This is a genomic window from Bacillus sp. GS3m_15504, from assembly GCF_055825275.1.
In genome coordinates, this window is sequence record NZ_JBVVNL010000001.1 from 437,987 (window position 1) to 453,343 (window position 15,357).

The following is a 15,357-nucleotide window of genomic DNA, read 5'->3' on the forward strand; positions in this document are numbered from 1 at the left end:
CTTAGAGGGGGAGAAAGAAATATGAGTATTTTAGAAAAAGTACAACCGATTGAAACGATGTTACCAGAGCGTTATTACACGATGTCAACAGAAGATATGGAAAAGCGGGTTCGTGAAATTAAAGAAAAAATGGGGGAAACGCTATTTATTCCAGGACATCATTACCAAAAAGATGAAGTGGTACAATTTTCTGATGCGGCAGGAGATTCACTTCAGCTTGCGCAAGTTGCAGCGAGCAATAAAGAAGCGAAATATATTGTATTTTGCGGTGTACACTTTATGGCAGAAACAGCAGATATGTTAACAACAGATGAACAAGTTGTCATCTTACCAGATATGCGTGCAGGTTGTTCGATGGCAGATATGGCAGATATTGAACAAACAGAAAGAGCATGGAAAGAGCTCACGAAATTATTTGGAGATACGATGATTCCGTTAACGTATGTAAACTCTACGGCTGCAATTAAAGCGTTTTGTGGTCGTAATGGCGGAGCAACAGTAACGTCTTCTAATGCTAAACAAATGGTATCTTGGGCGTTTACGCAAAAAGAGCGTCTCGTCTTTTTACCGGATCAACATTTAGGGAGAAATACAGCGTACGACTTAGGTATCCCGTTAGATAAAATGGCAGTATGGGATCCACATACTGATTCATTAGAGTACGATGGAGATATAGAAGAAATTCAAGTGATTTTATGGAAAGGGCATTGTTCAGTTCACCAAAACTTTACAGTGAAAAATATAGAGAATGTACGGAAAAATCATCCGGATATGAATATTATTGTACATCCGGAATGTTGCTATGAAGTTGTAGCTGCTTCGGATTATGCAGGTTCAACGAAATACATTATTGATATGATTGAATCGGCTCCATCCGGAAGTAAATGGGCGATTGGTACAGAAATGAATTTAGTGAACCGAATTATTCAACAACACCCAGATAAAGAAATTGTTTCACTTAATCCGTTTATGTGTCCATGTTTAACGATGAACCGAATTGATTTGCCGCACTTATTATGGGCACTTGAAACGATAGAAAGAGGAGAAGAAATTAACGTTATTAGCGTAGATAAACAAGTAACTGAAGAATCGGTTCTTGCATTAAATCGTATGTTAGAGCGTGTGTGAAGCAGCGGGATTCCCGTTGCTTTTTTTCATACATGTAATCATAACGAGAACGAAATGGGCATACATTGTTTTGAAGAAATCATTGTGATTTTTTTATCCCGCGTTAACGGGCAGTAAATCTCATACTTCAAAGTTGGATTGGAACAAAGAAGTTAGGCGGAGATCAACTGCCCGTAAACGTCCGATTGGTTCAACTAATAATCAGTGGGGGATGAATCTCCCCACTGATTAAAGTTTCACTTTATGCTTATTCCACTTCAAATGATATTGAAAATCGAAGAAGTGATGAAAGTGAAAAGAAGTTAACGTTATGTAGAAAGAGTTACTTCATGAGATTTGTTACTTATAGATAAGTTATACAGGAGGGGGAAAATTTGAAAATTCATATCGTGCAAAAAGGGGATACCCTTTGGAAAATTGCGAAAAAGTACGGAGTGGATTTTGATACGCTGAAACAAACAAATACACAACTTAGTAATCCGGATCTCATCATGCCAGGTATGAAAATTAAAGTACCATCAAACGGCGTTCAGGTGAAACAACATGCTGGTGCAGGCTCAGCACCTCCAAAACAATACGTAAAAGAAGTGCAACAAAAAGAATTTGCAGCAACTCCAACTCCACTTGGAATAGAAGATGAAGAAGAAGTTACGTATCAATCAGCGCCAATTACACAGCAGCCTGCTATGCAACAAACACAAAAAGAAGTGCAAGTAAAACCACAGAAGGAAATGCAAGTGAAACCACAAAAAGAAGTACAGGTAAAACCGCAGAAGGAAATGCAGGTGAAACCGCAAAAAGAAGTGCAAAAAGAAAAGCCAATTCAAATAGAAAAACCAGTTGAAAAACCGTCTGTTATCCAAAAACCACCTGTTATAGAAAAGCAAAAACCAGCAGAGAAAGAAAACACGAAGTTTTCAGTAAATGTGTTACCACAGCCACCGCAACCACCAATAAAAGCGAAAAAAGAATATAAAATTTCAGATGTAATTAAAAAAGGAAGCGAATTAATTGCTCCTCAAATTACTAAAATGAAACCTAATAACATCATTTCTCCGCAAACGAAAAAAGATAATATAGTATCACCGCAAGTAAAGAAAGAAAATGTAGGGAATATAGTATCACCACAAGTGAAGAAAGAAAATGTAGGAAACATAGTATCACCGCAAGTGAAGAAAGAAAACGTAGGAAATATAGTATCACCGCAAGTGAAGAAAGAAAACGTAGGAAATATAGTATCACCACAAGTAAAGAAAGAAAACGTAGGAAATATAGTATCACCGCAAGTAAAGAAAGAAAATGTAGGGAATATAGTATCACCGCAAGTGAAGAAAGAAAATGTAGGAAATATAGTGTCGCCAAATGTATCGAAAGAAAATGTAGTGATTCCGCAAGTAATACCGCCAAATATTCAAGTGCCAAACATTATGCCAATCATGGACAATAATCAACCACCAAACATCATGCCAATCATGGATAATAATCAACCACCAAACATTATGCCAATCATGGATAACAATCAACCACCAAACATTATGCCAATCATGGATAATAATCAAATGCCAAATATGATGCCGATCATGGATAACAATCAACCACCAAACATTATGCCAATCATGGACAATAATCAACCACCAAACATCATGCCAATCATGGATAATAATCAAATGCCAAATATGATGCCGATTATGGATAATAATCAAATGCCAAATATGATGCCGATTATGGATAATAATCAAATGCCAAATATGATGCCGATTATGGATAACAACCAAATGCCGAATATGATGCCAATTATGGATAACAATCAACCACCGAATATGATGCCATATCAAATGCCGTATCAACAGCCTATGATGCCGCCGAATCCGTATTATCAACAACAACATCCATATCAAATGCCATATCAGCAAGGAGCACCGTTTGGACCGCAATATACGTCTATGCCAAATCCAAATATGATGCCGATGGATAATAATATGCCACCGCTCGTGCAAGGAGAGGAAGATTGTGGATGCGGAGGAGAGAGTAGGCTATATAGTCCGCAACCTGGAGGGCCACAATACGCGAATCCTTTATATTATCAACCAACTCAATCAGCATATGCACCACAGCCAGGAACGATGTATTATCAACCTGATCCGCCGAATGTATTTGGGGAGCCAGTTTCAGAAGAAGAGGATGAAGAAGAAGTTTAAAAAGGTGGGATGATTCCCACCTTTTTTGTATGTAGATTCGTTCTGGAAACGGAAGATTTACACCAAATGTTAGAAAATCCCCAGTGAAATATTAACAGTGTAAAAACCTTCTCTGTTACTCATCATAAGAGGGAGCTTTCTAGAAGAGAAGCTCATTCTAACAGAGGGGGTTTTTGTATTGAATACGAAAGTAAAAGTGATTGCTGCTTCTTTGTTAGTTACCAGTGCATTAGCTGCATGTGGTACACCAAAAGATAACAATGCAATGGATGGACGTAACTACAATTACGAGCGTACATCTTATAATGATACACACCAGTATCGTGATAATGTGACGCGTAACGATCGTTATACAGACTATGTAACATATAGAAATGGTCGTAATGATACAGGATACAACTATTACCGTGATGTAAATTACAACGGTCAAATTGCTAATCCGCATCCAACACGTAATATTACAATGAACAATTCATACATTAACAATGATGGTAAAACTGCAGAAAAAATTACAAATCGTGTGAAACGTATGAATAACGTAGACCGTGTGTCTACAGTTGTATATGGAAACGATGTGGCGATTGCGGTAAAACCACGTAACACAGTGACAAATGAAACGGCAATGGCGAACGAAATTCGTCAAGCTGTTGCAAATGAAGTTGGAAACAGAAATGTATATGTTTCTGTAAGAAATGATATGTTTACTCGTGTCGATGCAATGAGTACACGCTTACGTAACGGTACAGTTACAAACGATTTTAATCGTGACATAGTGAATATGTTCCGAGACATTCGTTACGGTTTAACTGGTACAATGCGATAGCAAAACAAAAGAGGAAGGGTGAGCCCTTCCTCTTTATTCATCATCGTCTTGTAAACGACGCTTTTTAATAAAATAACTAATGGAATAAGAAACTAAAAAGCATATGAAGAGAATACTACCTGTTAAAATAGTTTCAAATAGAGGTCTTTCTGGACTGAAAATGATATAAATAATAGCCATAACGATTCCTACAATAAGAGAGCGTAAAACAAGTTTGTAATAAGGAGTTAACTTTATTTCCTTTTCGCCTTCTTCTACATCGATTGAAACACTTAACTGTAAATAAGCAAGTAAAATACTCGTAAGCATAAATAATAGCCACAATGGAGATTTCGTAATTTGATCCATTCCTTCAGTCAATCCAATATAGCCTAAAATTCCAACTACGCCAATGTATTGAAAAAGAAAGACAATACGTATATTTTTCAATGTTTGCAGAATGAGACGTTCATCCTTTATTTTTTTCACAATATCCACCTCCTGTTTTATGATGATTTCGTTGTTGTATTAATTGTAACATATATATTACAATTATCAATTTATAATTTACATATGATTCATTTGGATGAAAGAGGAAATAAAATATTTTTATAAACATGTTGCACTTATACTTTATTAATGTTATATTAGCAAAGCGATGAGCTAATTTACGTAAGACGAGAGGTATGCTTAAGTGCTAAACACGCGAATGTGGTCGCCTGGTCTCTCGCCGTAAACGCATCAAGACGCCTGCTTTGCAGGCGTCTTTCATTTTATATGAATGTAATGGGAAGAATGGAGGAATCCAATCTTCCCTTTTTTATTTGAATAAAAGTCGGAAAATAAAGTTATTTACAAGTGTATATGAAAGAGTTATTATTTAATGGTAATATATTACATATTTTTTAGGTATAAAAGGTTGGGATGAATAGGATATGGAGAATTTTGAATGTAGAAATACAGAAGTTGTATTAGAGAAATTTCAGGTTGTAACACCTATATTTCAGGCGTTGGGAGATGAGAATCGTCAGCAAATTATTATGCTGCTGTTAGAAAACAAACAGATGAATGTAACGCAAATAACAGATAAAATGGGGATTTCTAGACCAGCTGTTTCGCATCATTTGAAAATTTTAAGACAAGCAGAACTAATTGTAGCGGATCGACATGGAAAAGAAATTTTTTATTCTATAATAGCTGGAGAATTTTTAAAACAGGTGAAGGATTTACTACAAGCAATAGAGTCAAATTATTAATTTTTTTTAACTAACACGTAAACAGGTTTAAACTTTTAAACCTGTTTACGTAAAAGGGGTAATGAAAATGAACAGAATAAATCGTATGTATGTAATTATGTTATTTGTTCCTTTGTTTTGGGGTGGGTCTTTTGCAACAGCAGAGCATGTTCTTACTGAAATTCCACCGATTACTGCGGCAACAATTCGTTTTGGTTTAGCAGGTTGTATTTTAATAGGCATAGTTTTTATGAAATCTGAATGGAATACAAGTTTGTTATTAAAGAATTGGAAAGGGCTGTTATTTGTATCATTAACAGGTATTTTTGGCTATAATGTTTTTTTCTTTATGGGACTTAACTATACTTCTACTCTGAATGGCTCGCTTATTATTGCTACAATGCCCGTTTTTGTAACATTGGGAGCAATATTATTTTTTAAAGAGTCTTGGAGTACAAAAGTCGGAATGAGTTTAATTTTGTCCCTTATCGGTGTAATAGTTGTGATTACGAGTGGTTCAATGGATACACTTATGTCTTTGTCATTTAATAAGGGAGATCTTTTATTTATAGCTGCTTTAATCTGTGGGGTGTTATATAGCTTAACAGGCAAAAAAGTTATGAGAGGTGTCTCCCCTTTGTTAACTACAATGAGTATGACGGTATTGGGTACTGTGTTTTTAGCAGGCCTTTCTCTATATGAAGATGGATGGGGAAAGGTTGGGGCGTTTTCTCTACAGGGATGGATAGAAATGTTGTATATGGTCATATGCGGGACGTTAATTGGATATATCGTGTTTAATAAAGGAGTAGAAGAGCTAGGTGCAAGCAAAGCGAGTATGTATTTAAATCTAACGCCTATTGTAGCTACTTGCATATCAGTTGTCTTATATGGAGCAGCTGTTACGTGGAAACAAATAGCTGGAATGATAATTGTGTTAATCGGTGTTTATATAGCAACGGTACAATCCAATAAAGATATAAAGAAGCTTTCAAGTAATCAATATGTTTCGAAATAGGTAGAAATCATTGGACTCTATAAGTCTTAATGAGAGTAATCTATGAATTAGGGATAAAACCCCCATTTCCGGAGAAACTACTAATGAAAGTTTGATCTTGCCTAAAAGAGGTGAACGGAAATGAAATGGATACTGATTGCGATGCAAGCTTTCGTTATGATGTTTTGTCTCGTTTATGAAACGAATGCGAAGGCGGAAGGGCCAGTACCAAAAGTAACAGAAAAAGAACCGGAAGTTACAATTTTATTAGAGCGAATGTATGTTGATGGCGAAGTAAGTGAGGAAATCTTTACAGAAAAAGTGGCGGATTTAGAAAACATTTTACAGCAGTATAAAGAATGGCAACTCGTTGATCGTGATGATGTGCAAATTGTATTACAAAAGAAAGTTGATGATATTTCTCCGTTATTGAAAACGAGCGGTTATTTTGGAGTATCAGAGGAAGGGATATTACAAATTTTCAAAGGTGTACCGAAAAGTGATAATGCGATTCATTCCTTCTTTCAAATTGATATGAAAAAGCTTGAGAGTTATGAGCGTGCGAAATTGAAGCGCGGTATTCGGATTAAATCAAAAGAAGGTTTTGTGAAGACGATTGAAAAAATGAAACAATACGCAGTGCAGAATAAGAAAAAAAGCAGCTCATGGTGAGCTGCTTTTTTCTTATTTATTCTTAGCTAAAATTTCTTTTGCGATTTCATCAATTAGCATATCTTTTCCGATTGGATTGAAAGCTTTCGTATTGAAGACTTCATTCGATACTTCATATACGTGATTATTTTTTACTGCTTTATTGTCTTTCCAAACAGCACTATTTTTGTAGTCTTCGTAAACTTTATCAGCTTCGCCGCCAAAGTTTACAATAAACATTTGGTCAGGTTGGAATGCAACAAGACCTTCTAGCGATACTTGCGCCATCGTTTGTTTTAAATCTGTACCTTTTGTTGCTGGAAGTTTTAAGTCGTTAAAGATGATGTCACCGTACCCGAAGCTACCGTATACACGGAAGTTTTGTGGTGTAACTGCGACGAACATAAAGCTGTCATCTTTTGTTTTCTCTTTAATCTTTTTAGATAAAGAGTCGGCTTTTTTATCGTAGTCTGCAATCCATTTGTCTGCCTTTTTCTCTTCGTCAAATAGTTTACCTACTTCTTTAAACTTACCGCGCCAGTCTTCTAAGTTTGTTTCTAGAACAACTGTCGGTGCAACCTTTTCTAGTTGATCATAAATTTTTAATTGACGATTGTTCAAAATAATTAAGTCTGGTTTCAAAGCAGTAACAGCTTCTAAATCAACTTTAGGTGCCCAGTACCAACCTACTGCCTTTACTCCATCTAGCTTTTCTGTCAAATGCTTTTGGATTTTATCTTTGTATGTATTTGCTGTACCAACAGGTTTGTGTCCAAGAAGTAATAATTCTTCTGTTGATCCAGATAAGTCAACAATTCTCTTTGGATTTACTGGAATTGTAGCTTCCCCTTTAGCGTGTTTTACAACTTTTGTTTTCGGTTGTTCTTTTGCTTTTGATTCTTCTTTTTGAGAAGAACAGCCAACGATAGAAAGAACAACTAGCATAATAGTAAATAAAATAAATAGCTTACGTTTCATCCTGATGTAACCCCTTTAATTAGTATTGATAATCATTATCGACTTCTGTATATTAATGTGCTTTAACTTTTCTGTCAATGGAAAATAACAGAAGTTTTAAATGGAGAACATTTGTTGGGGTAGTCTCGCTTTTCTATCATTAAATATGTTAAAATGGAATACATGATTTAAGAGGGAGAGATCGTATTTTGTTTGAATATGTTACAGGTTACGTGGAGTATGTAGGACCGGAATATGTCGTAATTGATCATAATGGAATTGGTTATCAAATTTTCACACCGAATCCGTATGTATTTCAAAGAAGTAAGCAAGAAATCCGTGTCTATACATATCATTATGTGAGAGAAGATATTATGGCACTTTACGGGTTTAAAACACGTGAAGAGCGTTTATTATTTACAAAGTTGTTAGGGGTGTCTGGTATTGGACCAAAAGGTGCTCTTGCAATTTTAGCTTCTGGTCAAACAGGACAGGTCGTTCAAGCAATTGAACATGAAGACGAGAAGTTTTTAGTGAAGTTCCCGGGCGTCGGAAAGAAAACAGCACGCCAAATGATTTTAGATTTAAAAGGAAAACTAGCAGACGTTGTACCAGATGCATTTGTTGATTTATTCTCAGACGAAGAACGTTTTGATGAGAAGAAAGGTTCGTCAGCTGAGCTTGATGAGGCGCTGGAAGCTCTGCGTGCACTTGGATACGCAGAAAGAGAAGTTTCTCGCGTTGTACCAGAGTTATTAAAAGAATCATTAACGACGGATCAGTATATTAAAAAGGCACTTAGTCTTTTACTAAATGGTAAGAGGTGAGTATAATGGACGAACGTCTCCTTTCAGGGGAATCTGCATATGAAGATGCGGATTTAGAATATTCATTACGGCCACAGACGCTCCGTCAGTATATTGGCCAAGATAAAGCGAAACATAATTTAGAAGTGTTTATTGAAGCGGCGAAAATGCGTGAAGAAACGTTAGATCACGTGCTTTTATATGGACCACCAGGACTTGGTAAAACGACGCTTGCGAATATTATTGCCAATGAAATGGGCGTAAATGTTAGAACAACTTCAGGTCCAGCAATCGAAAGGCCAGGAGATTTAGCAGCTGTATTAACATCGCTTCAACCAGGGGATGTATTATTTATTGATGAAATTCATCGTTTGCATAGATCAATTGAAGAAGTACTATATCCTGCAATGGAAGATTTTTGCCTTGATATTGTCATTGGAAAAGGACCGTCAGCGCGATCTGTACGTTTAGATTTACCGCCATTTACATTAGTTGGAGCAACGACGCGTGCGGGAGCATTATCAGCGCCGTTACGTGACCGTTTCGGTGTACTTTCAAGATTAGAGTATTACACAGTAGATCAGCTTTCTGCGATTGTGGAACGTACAGCAGAAGTATTTGAAGTTGAAATTGATTCGTTAGCTGCACTAGAAATTGCAAGACGTGCTCGTGGTACACCTCGTATTGCGAATCGTTTATTACGACGTGTACGAGATTTCGCACAAGTTCGTGGTAACGGAACAGTTACGATGGAAATTACGCAAATGGCATTAGAATTGCTGCAAGTAGATAAATTAGGTCTAGATCATATTGACCATAAATTATTGCTTGGTATTATTGAGAAATTCCGCGGTGGCCCAGTTGGACTAGAAACGGTTTCGGCAACGATTGGAGAAGAATCTCATACGATTGAAGATGTGTATGAGCCATATTTATTACAAATTGGCTTTTTACAACGAACGCCAAGGGGCCGGATTGTAACGCCGCTTGCATATGAGCATTTCGGAATGGAGATGCCAAAAGTATGACAGAGATGCCGAAATTGCTTATTACAGCCGGTATCTTACTTATCGTTGTTGGATTAGCTTGGAAGTTCATTGGAAGGCTTCCAGGCGATATTTTTGTGAAAAAAGGAAACGTTACCTTTTATTTTCCTATCATTACATGTATTGTGTTAAGTATTGTATTATCTTTTATTATGTATATAATAAATCGATTCAAATAAGAAATAGGTGGATATAGTTATGGATATTAATCTGTTTGATTTTCATTTACCAGAAGAACTTATTGCACAAGTCCCATTAGAAGAGCGTGAAACATCAAGATTAATGGTGTTAGACCGCGAAACAGGGGATATTGAGCATAAACATTTTACGGACATTCTTTCTTACTTACATGAGGGGGATTGCTTAGTTTTAAATGAAACGAAAGTAATGCCAGCTCGTTTGCACGGTGTGAAAGAAGATACAGGCGCACACATTGAAGTACTTCTTTTAAAACAGGAAGAAGGCGATAAGTGGGAGACGCTTGTTAAGCCAGCGAAACGTGTAAAAGAAGGAACTGTTATCTCTTTTGGCGAAGGGAAATTAAAAGCAACTTGCACAGGAACTGCAGATCAAGGTGGACGTCAGCTTGAATTTTCATATGACGGCATCTTCTATGAAATTTTAGATGAACTTGGAGAAATGCCACTTCCTCCATATATTAAAGAGACGCTAGAAGATCGCGATCGCTATCAAACAGTATATGCGAAAGAAATCGGTTCAGCAGCAGCGCCAACTGCAGGACTTCACTTTACAGAAGAGTTACTGGAGAAGTTAAAACAAAAAGGCGTTGAGTTAGCATTTATTACACTTCACGTAGGGCTTGGAACATTTAGAGCAGTTTCTGCTGATACGATTGAAGAGCACCATATGCATGCAGAATATTACCATATGTCTGAAGAGACAGCGGCATTATTAAACCGTGTAAAAGAGAATGGTGGACGTATTATTACGGTAGGTACGACTTCAACTCGTACGTTAGAAACAATTGCGACAGATCATGACGGCAAGCTTTGTGCTGCTTCTGGCTGGACAGACATTTTTATGTACCCAGGTTATGAATTTAAAGCAATTGATGGTTTAATTACAAACTTCCATTTACCGAAATCAACATTAATTATGCTTGTAAGTGCATTTGCAAACAGAGATAATGTACTTCATGCTTATAATGAAGCAGTAAAAGAAAAATATCGTTTCTTTAGCTTCGGTGATGCAATGTTCGTTGCATCTCACGCTAAAATGGGAAACAAATAAAAGGAGTAAATTATGACAGCAATTCGTTATGAATTTATAAAAACTTGTAAACAAACAGGTGCTCGTTTAGGACGTGTACATACGCCGCACGGTTCATTTGATACACCAACATTTATGCCAGTTGGTACACTTGCAACAGTTAAGACAATGTCACCAGAAGAATTAAAAGCAATGGATTCTGGCATTATTTTAAGTAATACGTATCATTTATGGTTACGTCCAGGTCACGAAATCATTCGTGAAGCAGGTGGTTTGCATAAATTTATGAACTGGGATCGTGCAATCTTAACGGACTCTGGTGGTTTCCAAGTATTCAGTTTAAGTGACTTCCGTCGCATTGAAGAGGAAGGCGTTCACTTCCGTAACCACTTAAATGGAGATAAATTATTCTTATCACCAGAAAAAGCGATGGAAATTCAAAATGCATTAGGTTCAGATATTATGATGGCATTTGATGAGTGTCCACCATTCCCAGCTACTTTTGAATATATGAAGAAGTCTGTAGAGCGTACAAGTCGCTGGGCAGAGCGTTGCTTAAAAGCGCATGAACGTCCACAAGATCAAGGTTTATTCGGTATTGTACAGGGCGGAGAATTTGAAGAACTTCGCCGTCAAAGTGCAAAAGACCTTGTTTCAATGGACTTCCCTGGTTACGCGGTAGGTGGTTTATCTGTAGGTGAGCCGAAAGATATTATGAACCGTGTACTTGAGTTTACAACGCCACTTCTTCCAGATAATAAGCCACGTTACTTAATGGGAGTAGGTTCTCCTGATTCATTAATCGATGGTGCAATTCGTGGTATTGATATGTTTGACTGCGTACTGCCAACTCGTATCGCTCGAAATGGTACATGTATGACAAGTGAAGGCCGCCTTGTTGTTAAAAATGCGAAATTCGCAAGAGACTTCGGTCCGCTTGATCCAAATTGTGATTGCTACACATGTAAAAATTATTCTCGTGCGTATATTCGTCACTTAATGAAATGTGATGAAACGTTCGGAATTCGTTTAACGTCTTATCACAACCTTCATTTTCTGTTAAACTTAATGGAGCAGGTGAGACAAGCTATTCGTGAAGACCGTCTTGGCGATTTCCGCGAAGAATTCTTTGAACAGTATGGCTTTAATAAACCGAATGCTAAAAACTTCTAATACATAATTTAAAAGGAGGAACAAAAGATGAATGCAGGTATGATGAATATCGTTATGATCGTTGCGATGTTTGCGATTTTCTATTTCTTATTAATTCGCCCGCAACAAAAGCGTCAAAAAGCAGTTGCTCAAATGCAAAGTGAGTTAAAAAAAGGTGATGCTATCGTAACAATCGGTGGTTTACACGGTACAATCGAATCAGTAGATGAGACGAAAATCGTTATTAAATCTGGTGGTTCACACTTAACTTTCGATCGTAATGCGATTCGTGAAGTTGTGAAAAACTAATGAGGAAGGCCCTGCATGAAATGTGCAGGGCCTTTTTTAATTATTTTGTTTGGACATATTTACACCGAAAATACCACCGAGTGTACTCGCACCCATTAATGCTAATTGATAAAGTAACTGGGAGTTCGATAAAGTTTGAGAGAAGCCTAAATAATTAACTAGAAAAACAAGTATGGTGAATGTAAGTCCTGTTGTGAAGCCTACTAGCCAACCTTTCCCTTGTGCTTTTTTACCGGCAGTAAACCCGGATATAAGCATTGATAAAAGAGCTAGTATAAAAATAGTAACGGCTAACGTCCCTTCAGTCATATCAGTAAACTTTAATAAAAGAGCCATAACCATGCTAGTAATTGATGCGAGAATTAATAAGGTAATGATACCGAAGCCGATTGCAGTTGATAACTTTTTCGTTCCATCCATTTATACATTCCCCCTTTTTAATACAAGCATATTTTCCTTTTGCTTAAGTTAGACTAGTTTCTTTTTTATAGGGGAGTCTATACGTAAAAAAGGAGCTGTAGAAATGGAATGGGTATCAGTAATTGGCCGGACGATGCTGTTGTATATTATCATCTTAATTATCTTTCGTCTTATGGGTAAACGTGAAATAGGAGAATTGAGTGTATTAGATTTAGTCGTATTCATTATGCTTGGTGAATTGGCTGTAGTCGCAATTGAAAATACGGATAAATCACTTTGGCATCAATTAGTTCCGATGCTCTTTCTTATGTGTATACAGATCATTTTGTCTGTCATTTCTTTAAAGTTTCAACGATTTCGGCATTTAATAGAAGGCGAACCAGCAATCATTATTAATGCTGGAAAAATTGATGGAAAAAAGATGAGAAACCAGCGATATAATATAGATGATTTAATGATGCAATTAAGAGAGCAGGGAGTCGGAGATATTAGGGATGTAGAATACGCTATTTTAGAACCATCTGGGAAGTTATCTGTCTTTCAAAAACAAAAAGGCGGGCAGGACGCATTGCAGTTTACTCTTCCCCTTATTATCGATGGAGAAATTCAATCTAGTCATTTGCAAATGATTGAACATACAGATGAATGGCTCGTTGAAAAATTAAAAAACTTAGGTTATAAAGATGTAACACAAATTTTATACTGTAGCTTTCAAAATGGACAATTTTTTGTTGATTTGAAAGAAAACTAGAGGCTTACGATATGAAATAGTAAGCCCGTTCACTTCAAAAATGAAAGCTTTCGAATGATAGGTAGACGACTTAACTCTTCTTTTCGAATGAGTTTGAAAATGAAGAGGAGCACAATATAAACGAGTGTTGTTAAAGTGATTTCCCATAATGTTTGTATGCCAAGTGAATGAGAGAAAACTATATACTTATGAACGTAAAAACCGAAGGAGCCTGCGATACCGATGGCAAGTCCGCCAAAAATATAGTCTTTTGCGTAAATGGTAAATGTAATTTTCTTTAAAACAGTAGCGTAATGAAGGAATGTTACTGTTACGATATTTGCTGCAATTGCAAGGGCAACCCCCATCATTTGAAACTCTGGCCTTGAAGCTAGTACAAAAATAACGATTAATTTCACGATGGCACCAATAAATGTATTCATCATGGCCGCACGTGCTAAGTTTAAAGCTTGTAAAACAGAGGTAAGTGGACTTTGAAAATAATGAAATAAAAAGCAAGGTGCAAGAAGCTGGATAAACGCTGTTGCACTGTCCGATCCATACATAAGAGTTAAAACAGGAGAAGCAAATACGTATAATATAACGACTGACCATCCACCAGTAATTAATGAAATCCGAAGAGCTTGTTGTAAGCGATGTTCTACTAATTTATGTTGTCTTTTTGCCATTGCCTCGCTAATAGATGGAACGAGTGCTGTCGAAAGAGCGTATGTAATAAAGGCTGGCAGTGAAAGAAGCGGGAATGCATACCCGTTTAATATACCGTATTGCTGGGTTGCAACGGAGGCGGCAACGCCGGCAATCGCTAAGCTTTGCATAACGACGATAGGTTCAAAAAAATAGGAAACGGAACCGATTAAACGACTTCCTGTAGTTGGAAGTGCAATATCCATAAGAGAATAAAATGTCCCCTTGCTTTCCTTTACAGTAGTGAAAAATCCAGAGCGTATAGATAAATGTTTTTCGCGCTGGAATAAAGTAAGTAAAAATAATAACGATGCCACTTCACCGAGAACGGCTGATAACATAGCGCCAGCTGCAGCATATTCTACGCCGTAAGGTAAAAATAATTGAATACATATAGCGATAATTGTAATACGGACAATTTGTTCAATAACTTGGGCGTAAGCGCTAGGTTTCATATTTTGTTTCCCTTGAAAATAACCGCGTAAAACAGAAGAAACAGCAATAACAGGAACGACAGGTAAAATAGCCATTAATGGATAATACGTTCGTTCATCAGTTAATAATGTTTTTGCTAAAATAGGTGTGAGGAGCATAATTCCAATCGTTAAAATGATACTAATAACGGATGTAACAGCTAATGATACTGTTAATATTTTTTTAACTTTTTGTTTATCGTTCACAGCTTCCGCTTCTGCTACAAATTTTGCGATTGCGACAGGAAGACCGATTTGTGTTAATGTAATTGCTAGAATAAATGTAGGGACGGCCATCATATAAAGGCCAACGCCTTCTTCTCCTAAAATACGTGCCATTACAATACGGTTAATAAATCCTAGAATTTTGGTAATAAAGCCGGCGATCATTAAAATAAATGCGCCTTTTAAAAAGCTTTGTCTCGTCATGGTCTTCTCCTACCTTCTCAAAATCAGTGGAATGATTTACAATAATTTATATGCACGTACGAGACAAGAATGACAAGCATTTAAGA

16 protein-coding genes and 1 pseudogene are annotated in these 15,357 nt (G+C 36.7%); 13 read left to right on the forward strand and 4 right to left on the reverse strand.

Annotated features, from left to right (window positions below; all coding sequences use genetic code 11):
- Nucleotides 1-21: 21 nt before the first annotated feature.
- The 3 genes and pseudogenes from nadA (at nt 22) to AC0L0O_RS02445 (ending at nt 4,149) form a co-directional block, all read left to right on the forward strand.
- A complete protein-coding gene (nadA, locus tag AC0L0O_RS02435; RefSeq protein WP_000025296.1) occupies nt 22-1,128 on the forward strand; it encodes a quinolinate synthase NadA in 1,107 nt (368 codons plus the stop codon).
- A 374-nt stretch (nt 1,129-1,502) separates the two neighbouring features.
- Nucleotides 1,503-1,665, forward strand: a pseudogene (safA, locus tag AC0L0O_RS02440) (SafA/ExsA family spore coat assembly protein); the annotation flags it as partial.
- 1,839 nt (nt 1,666-3,504) lie between these two features.
- Nucleotides 3,505-4,149: a YhcN/YlaJ family sporulation lipoprotein gene (locus tag AC0L0O_RS02445; RefSeq protein ID WP_001093533.1), complete on the forward strand. Its 645-nt coding sequence runs from the start codon at nt 3,505-3,507 to the stop codon at nt 4,147-4,149.
- Nucleotides 4,150-4,182: 33 nt separating this feature from the next.
- On the opposite strand, the gene AC0L0O_RS02450 is transcribed toward AC0L0O_RS02445, so the two are convergent.
- Nucleotides 4,183-4,617 (reverse strand): branched-chain amino acid ABC transporter substrate-binding protein, encoded by a 435-nt coding sequence (locus tag AC0L0O_RS02450; protein WP_473785639.1) that lies wholly within the window; start codon nt 4,615-4,617, stop codon nt 4,183-4,185.
- A 446-nt stretch (nt 4,618-5,063) separates the two neighbouring features.
- Here AC0L0O_RS02450 and AC0L0O_RS02455 point away from each other — a divergent pair, with 446 nt between their 5' ends.
- From AC0L0O_RS02455 to AC0L0O_RS02465, 3 genes are all read left to right on the forward strand, one after another.
- Complete coding sequence (locus AC0L0O_RS02455) at nt 5,064-5,384, forward strand: ArsR/SmtB family transcription factor (protein WP_000426920.1); 321 nt, start codon at nt 5,064-5,066, stop codon at nt 5,382-5,384.
- 67 nt (nt 5,385-5,451) lie between these two features.
- Nucleotides 5,452-6,381 (forward strand): DMT family transporter, encoded by a 930-nt coding sequence (locus AC0L0O_RS02460; RefSeq protein ID WP_001983738.1) that lies wholly within the window; start codon nt 5,452-5,454, stop codon nt 6,379-6,381.
- Between the two features lie 120 nt (nt 6,382-6,501).
- The gene (locus AC0L0O_RS02465) at nt 6,502-7,032 is read left to right on the forward strand and encodes a BofC C-terminal domain-containing protein (protein WP_000871198.1); all 531 of its coding nucleotides are present in this window, start codon (nt 6,502-6,504) and stop codon (nt 7,030-7,032) included.
- Between the two features lie 12 nt (nt 7,033-7,044).
- On the opposite strand, the gene AC0L0O_RS02470 is transcribed toward AC0L0O_RS02465, so the two are convergent.
- Entirely contained in the window at nt 7,045-7,989 is a 945-nt protein-coding gene (locus AC0L0O_RS02470; RefSeq protein WP_000823597.1) for an iron-hydroxamate ABC transporter substrate-binding protein, read from the reverse strand.
- A 188-nt stretch (nt 7,990-8,177) separates the two neighbouring features.
- On the opposite strand from AC0L0O_RS02470, the gene ruvA reads away from it, so the two are divergent.
- From ruvA to yajC, 6 genes are read left to right on the forward strand one after another with little or no spacing between them, the layout of a single operon-like run.
- Entirely contained in the window at nt 8,178-8,795 is a 618-nt protein-coding gene (ruvA, locus tag AC0L0O_RS02475; protein WP_000464508.1) for a Holliday junction DNA helicase RuvA, read from the forward strand.
- A gap of 5 nt (nt 8,796-8,800) precedes the next feature.
- Complete coding sequence (gene ruvB, locus AC0L0O_RS02480; RefSeq protein WP_000344456.1) at nt 8,801-9,802, forward strand: Holliday junction branch migration DNA helicase RuvB; 1,002 nt, start codon at nt 8,801-8,803, stop codon at nt 9,800-9,802.
- Nucleotides 9,799-9,999, forward strand: coding sequence for a DUF2905 domain-containing protein (locus AC0L0O_RS02485; RefSeq protein WP_000138162.1), 201 nt, complete (start codon nt 9,799-9,801; stop codon nt 9,997-9,999). The genes ruvB and AC0L0O_RS02485 overlap by 4 nt, the downstream gene beginning before the upstream one ends.
- A gap of 19 nt (nt 10,000-10,018) precedes the next feature.
- On the forward strand, nt 10,019-11,071 hold the full coding sequence (gene queA, locus AC0L0O_RS02490) for a tRNA preQ1(34) S-adenosylmethionine ribosyltransferase-isomerase QueA (protein WP_473785640.1): 1,053 nt from the start codon (nt 10,019-10,021) through the stop codon (nt 11,069-11,071).
- 12 nt (nt 11,072-11,083) lie between these two features.
- A complete protein-coding gene (gene tgt, locus AC0L0O_RS02495; RefSeq protein ID WP_000125362.1) occupies nt 11,084-12,223 on the forward strand; it encodes a tRNA guanosine(34) transglycosylase Tgt in 1,140 nt (379 codons plus the stop codon).
- A 27-nt stretch (nt 12,224-12,250) separates the two neighbouring features.
- Nucleotides 12,251-12,511, forward strand: coding sequence for a preprotein translocase subunit YajC (gene yajC, locus AC0L0O_RS02500; protein WP_000991116.1), 261 nt, complete (start codon nt 12,251-12,253; stop codon nt 12,509-12,511).
- 36 nt (nt 12,512-12,547) lie between these two features.
- Here yajC and AC0L0O_RS02505 read toward each other — a convergent pair whose 3' ends face one another.
- Nucleotides 12,548-12,931, reverse strand: coding sequence for a TIGR04086 family membrane protein (locus tag AC0L0O_RS02505; protein ID WP_000349133.1), 384 nt, complete (start codon nt 12,929-12,931; stop codon nt 12,548-12,550).
- A gap of 103 nt (nt 12,932-13,034) precedes the next feature.
- Here AC0L0O_RS02505 and AC0L0O_RS02510 point away from each other — a divergent pair, with 103 nt between their 5' ends.
- Nucleotides 13,035-13,682, forward strand: a complete 648-nt coding sequence (locus AC0L0O_RS02510; RefSeq protein ID WP_149282704.1) for a DUF421 domain-containing protein — start codon at nt 13,035-13,037, stop codon at nt 13,680-13,682.
- Between the two features lie 29 nt (nt 13,683-13,711).
- On the opposite strand, the gene spoVB is transcribed toward AC0L0O_RS02510, so the two are convergent.
- Nucleotides 13,712-15,271 carry a stage V sporulation protein B gene (spoVB, locus tag AC0L0O_RS02515; protein ID WP_000198287.1) on the reverse strand — a complete coding sequence of 520 codons (1,560 nt, stop codon included), beginning with the start codon at nt 15,269-15,271 and terminating at the stop codon, nt 13,712-13,714.
- Nucleotides 15,272-15,357: the final 86 nt, after the last annotated feature.

Excerpts from the sequence above, each read along its gene's own strand:
- nadA (WP_000025296.1), top strand. The coding sequence starts at position 22 with ATGAGTATTTTAGAAAAAGTACAACCGATTGAAACGATGTTACCAGAG.
- AC0L0O_RS02455 (WP_000426920.1), top strand. The coding sequence starts at position 5,064 with ATGGAGAATTTTGAATGTAGAAATACAGAAGTTGTATTAGAGAAATTT.
- AC0L0O_RS02460 (WP_001983738.1), top strand. The coding sequence starts at position 5,452 with ATGAACAGAATAAATCGTATGTATGTAATTATGTTATTTGTTCCTTTG.
- AC0L0O_RS02465 (WP_000871198.1), top strand. The coding sequence starts at position 6,502 with ATGAAATGGATACTGATTGCGATGCAAGCTTTCGTTATGATGTTTTGT.
- AC0L0O_RS02470 (WP_000823597.1), bottom strand. The coding sequence starts at position 7,989 with ATGAAACGTAAGCTATTTATTTTATTTACTATTATGCTAGTTGTTCTT.
- ruvB (WP_000344456.1), top strand. The coding sequence starts at position 8,801 with ATGGACGAACGTCTCCTTTCAGGGGAATCTGCATATGAAGATGCGGAT.
- AC0L0O_RS02485 (WP_000138162.1), top strand. The coding sequence starts at position 9,799 with ATGACAGAGATGCCGAAATTGCTTATTACAGCCGGTATCTTACTTATC.
- queA (WP_473785640.1), top strand. The coding sequence starts at position 10,019 with ATGGATATTAATCTGTTTGATTTTCATTTACCAGAAGAACTTATTGCA.
- tgt (WP_000125362.1), top strand. The coding sequence starts at position 11,084 with ATGACAGCAATTCGTTATGAATTTATAAAAACTTGTAAACAAACAGGT.
- yajC (WP_000991116.1), top strand. The coding sequence starts at position 12,251 with ATGAATGCAGGTATGATGAATATCGTTATGATCGTTGCGATGTTTGCG.
- AC0L0O_RS02505 (WP_000349133.1), bottom strand. The coding sequence starts at position 12,931 with ATGGATGGAACGAAAAAGTTATCAACTGCAATCGGCTTCGGTATCATT.
- AC0L0O_RS02510 (WP_149282704.1), top strand. The coding sequence starts at position 13,035 with ATGGAATGGGTATCAGTAATTGGCCGGACGATGCTGTTGTATATTATC.
- spoVB (WP_000198287.1), bottom strand. The coding sequence starts at position 15,271 with ATGACGAGACAAAGCTTTTTAAAAGGCGCATTTATTTTAATGATCGCC.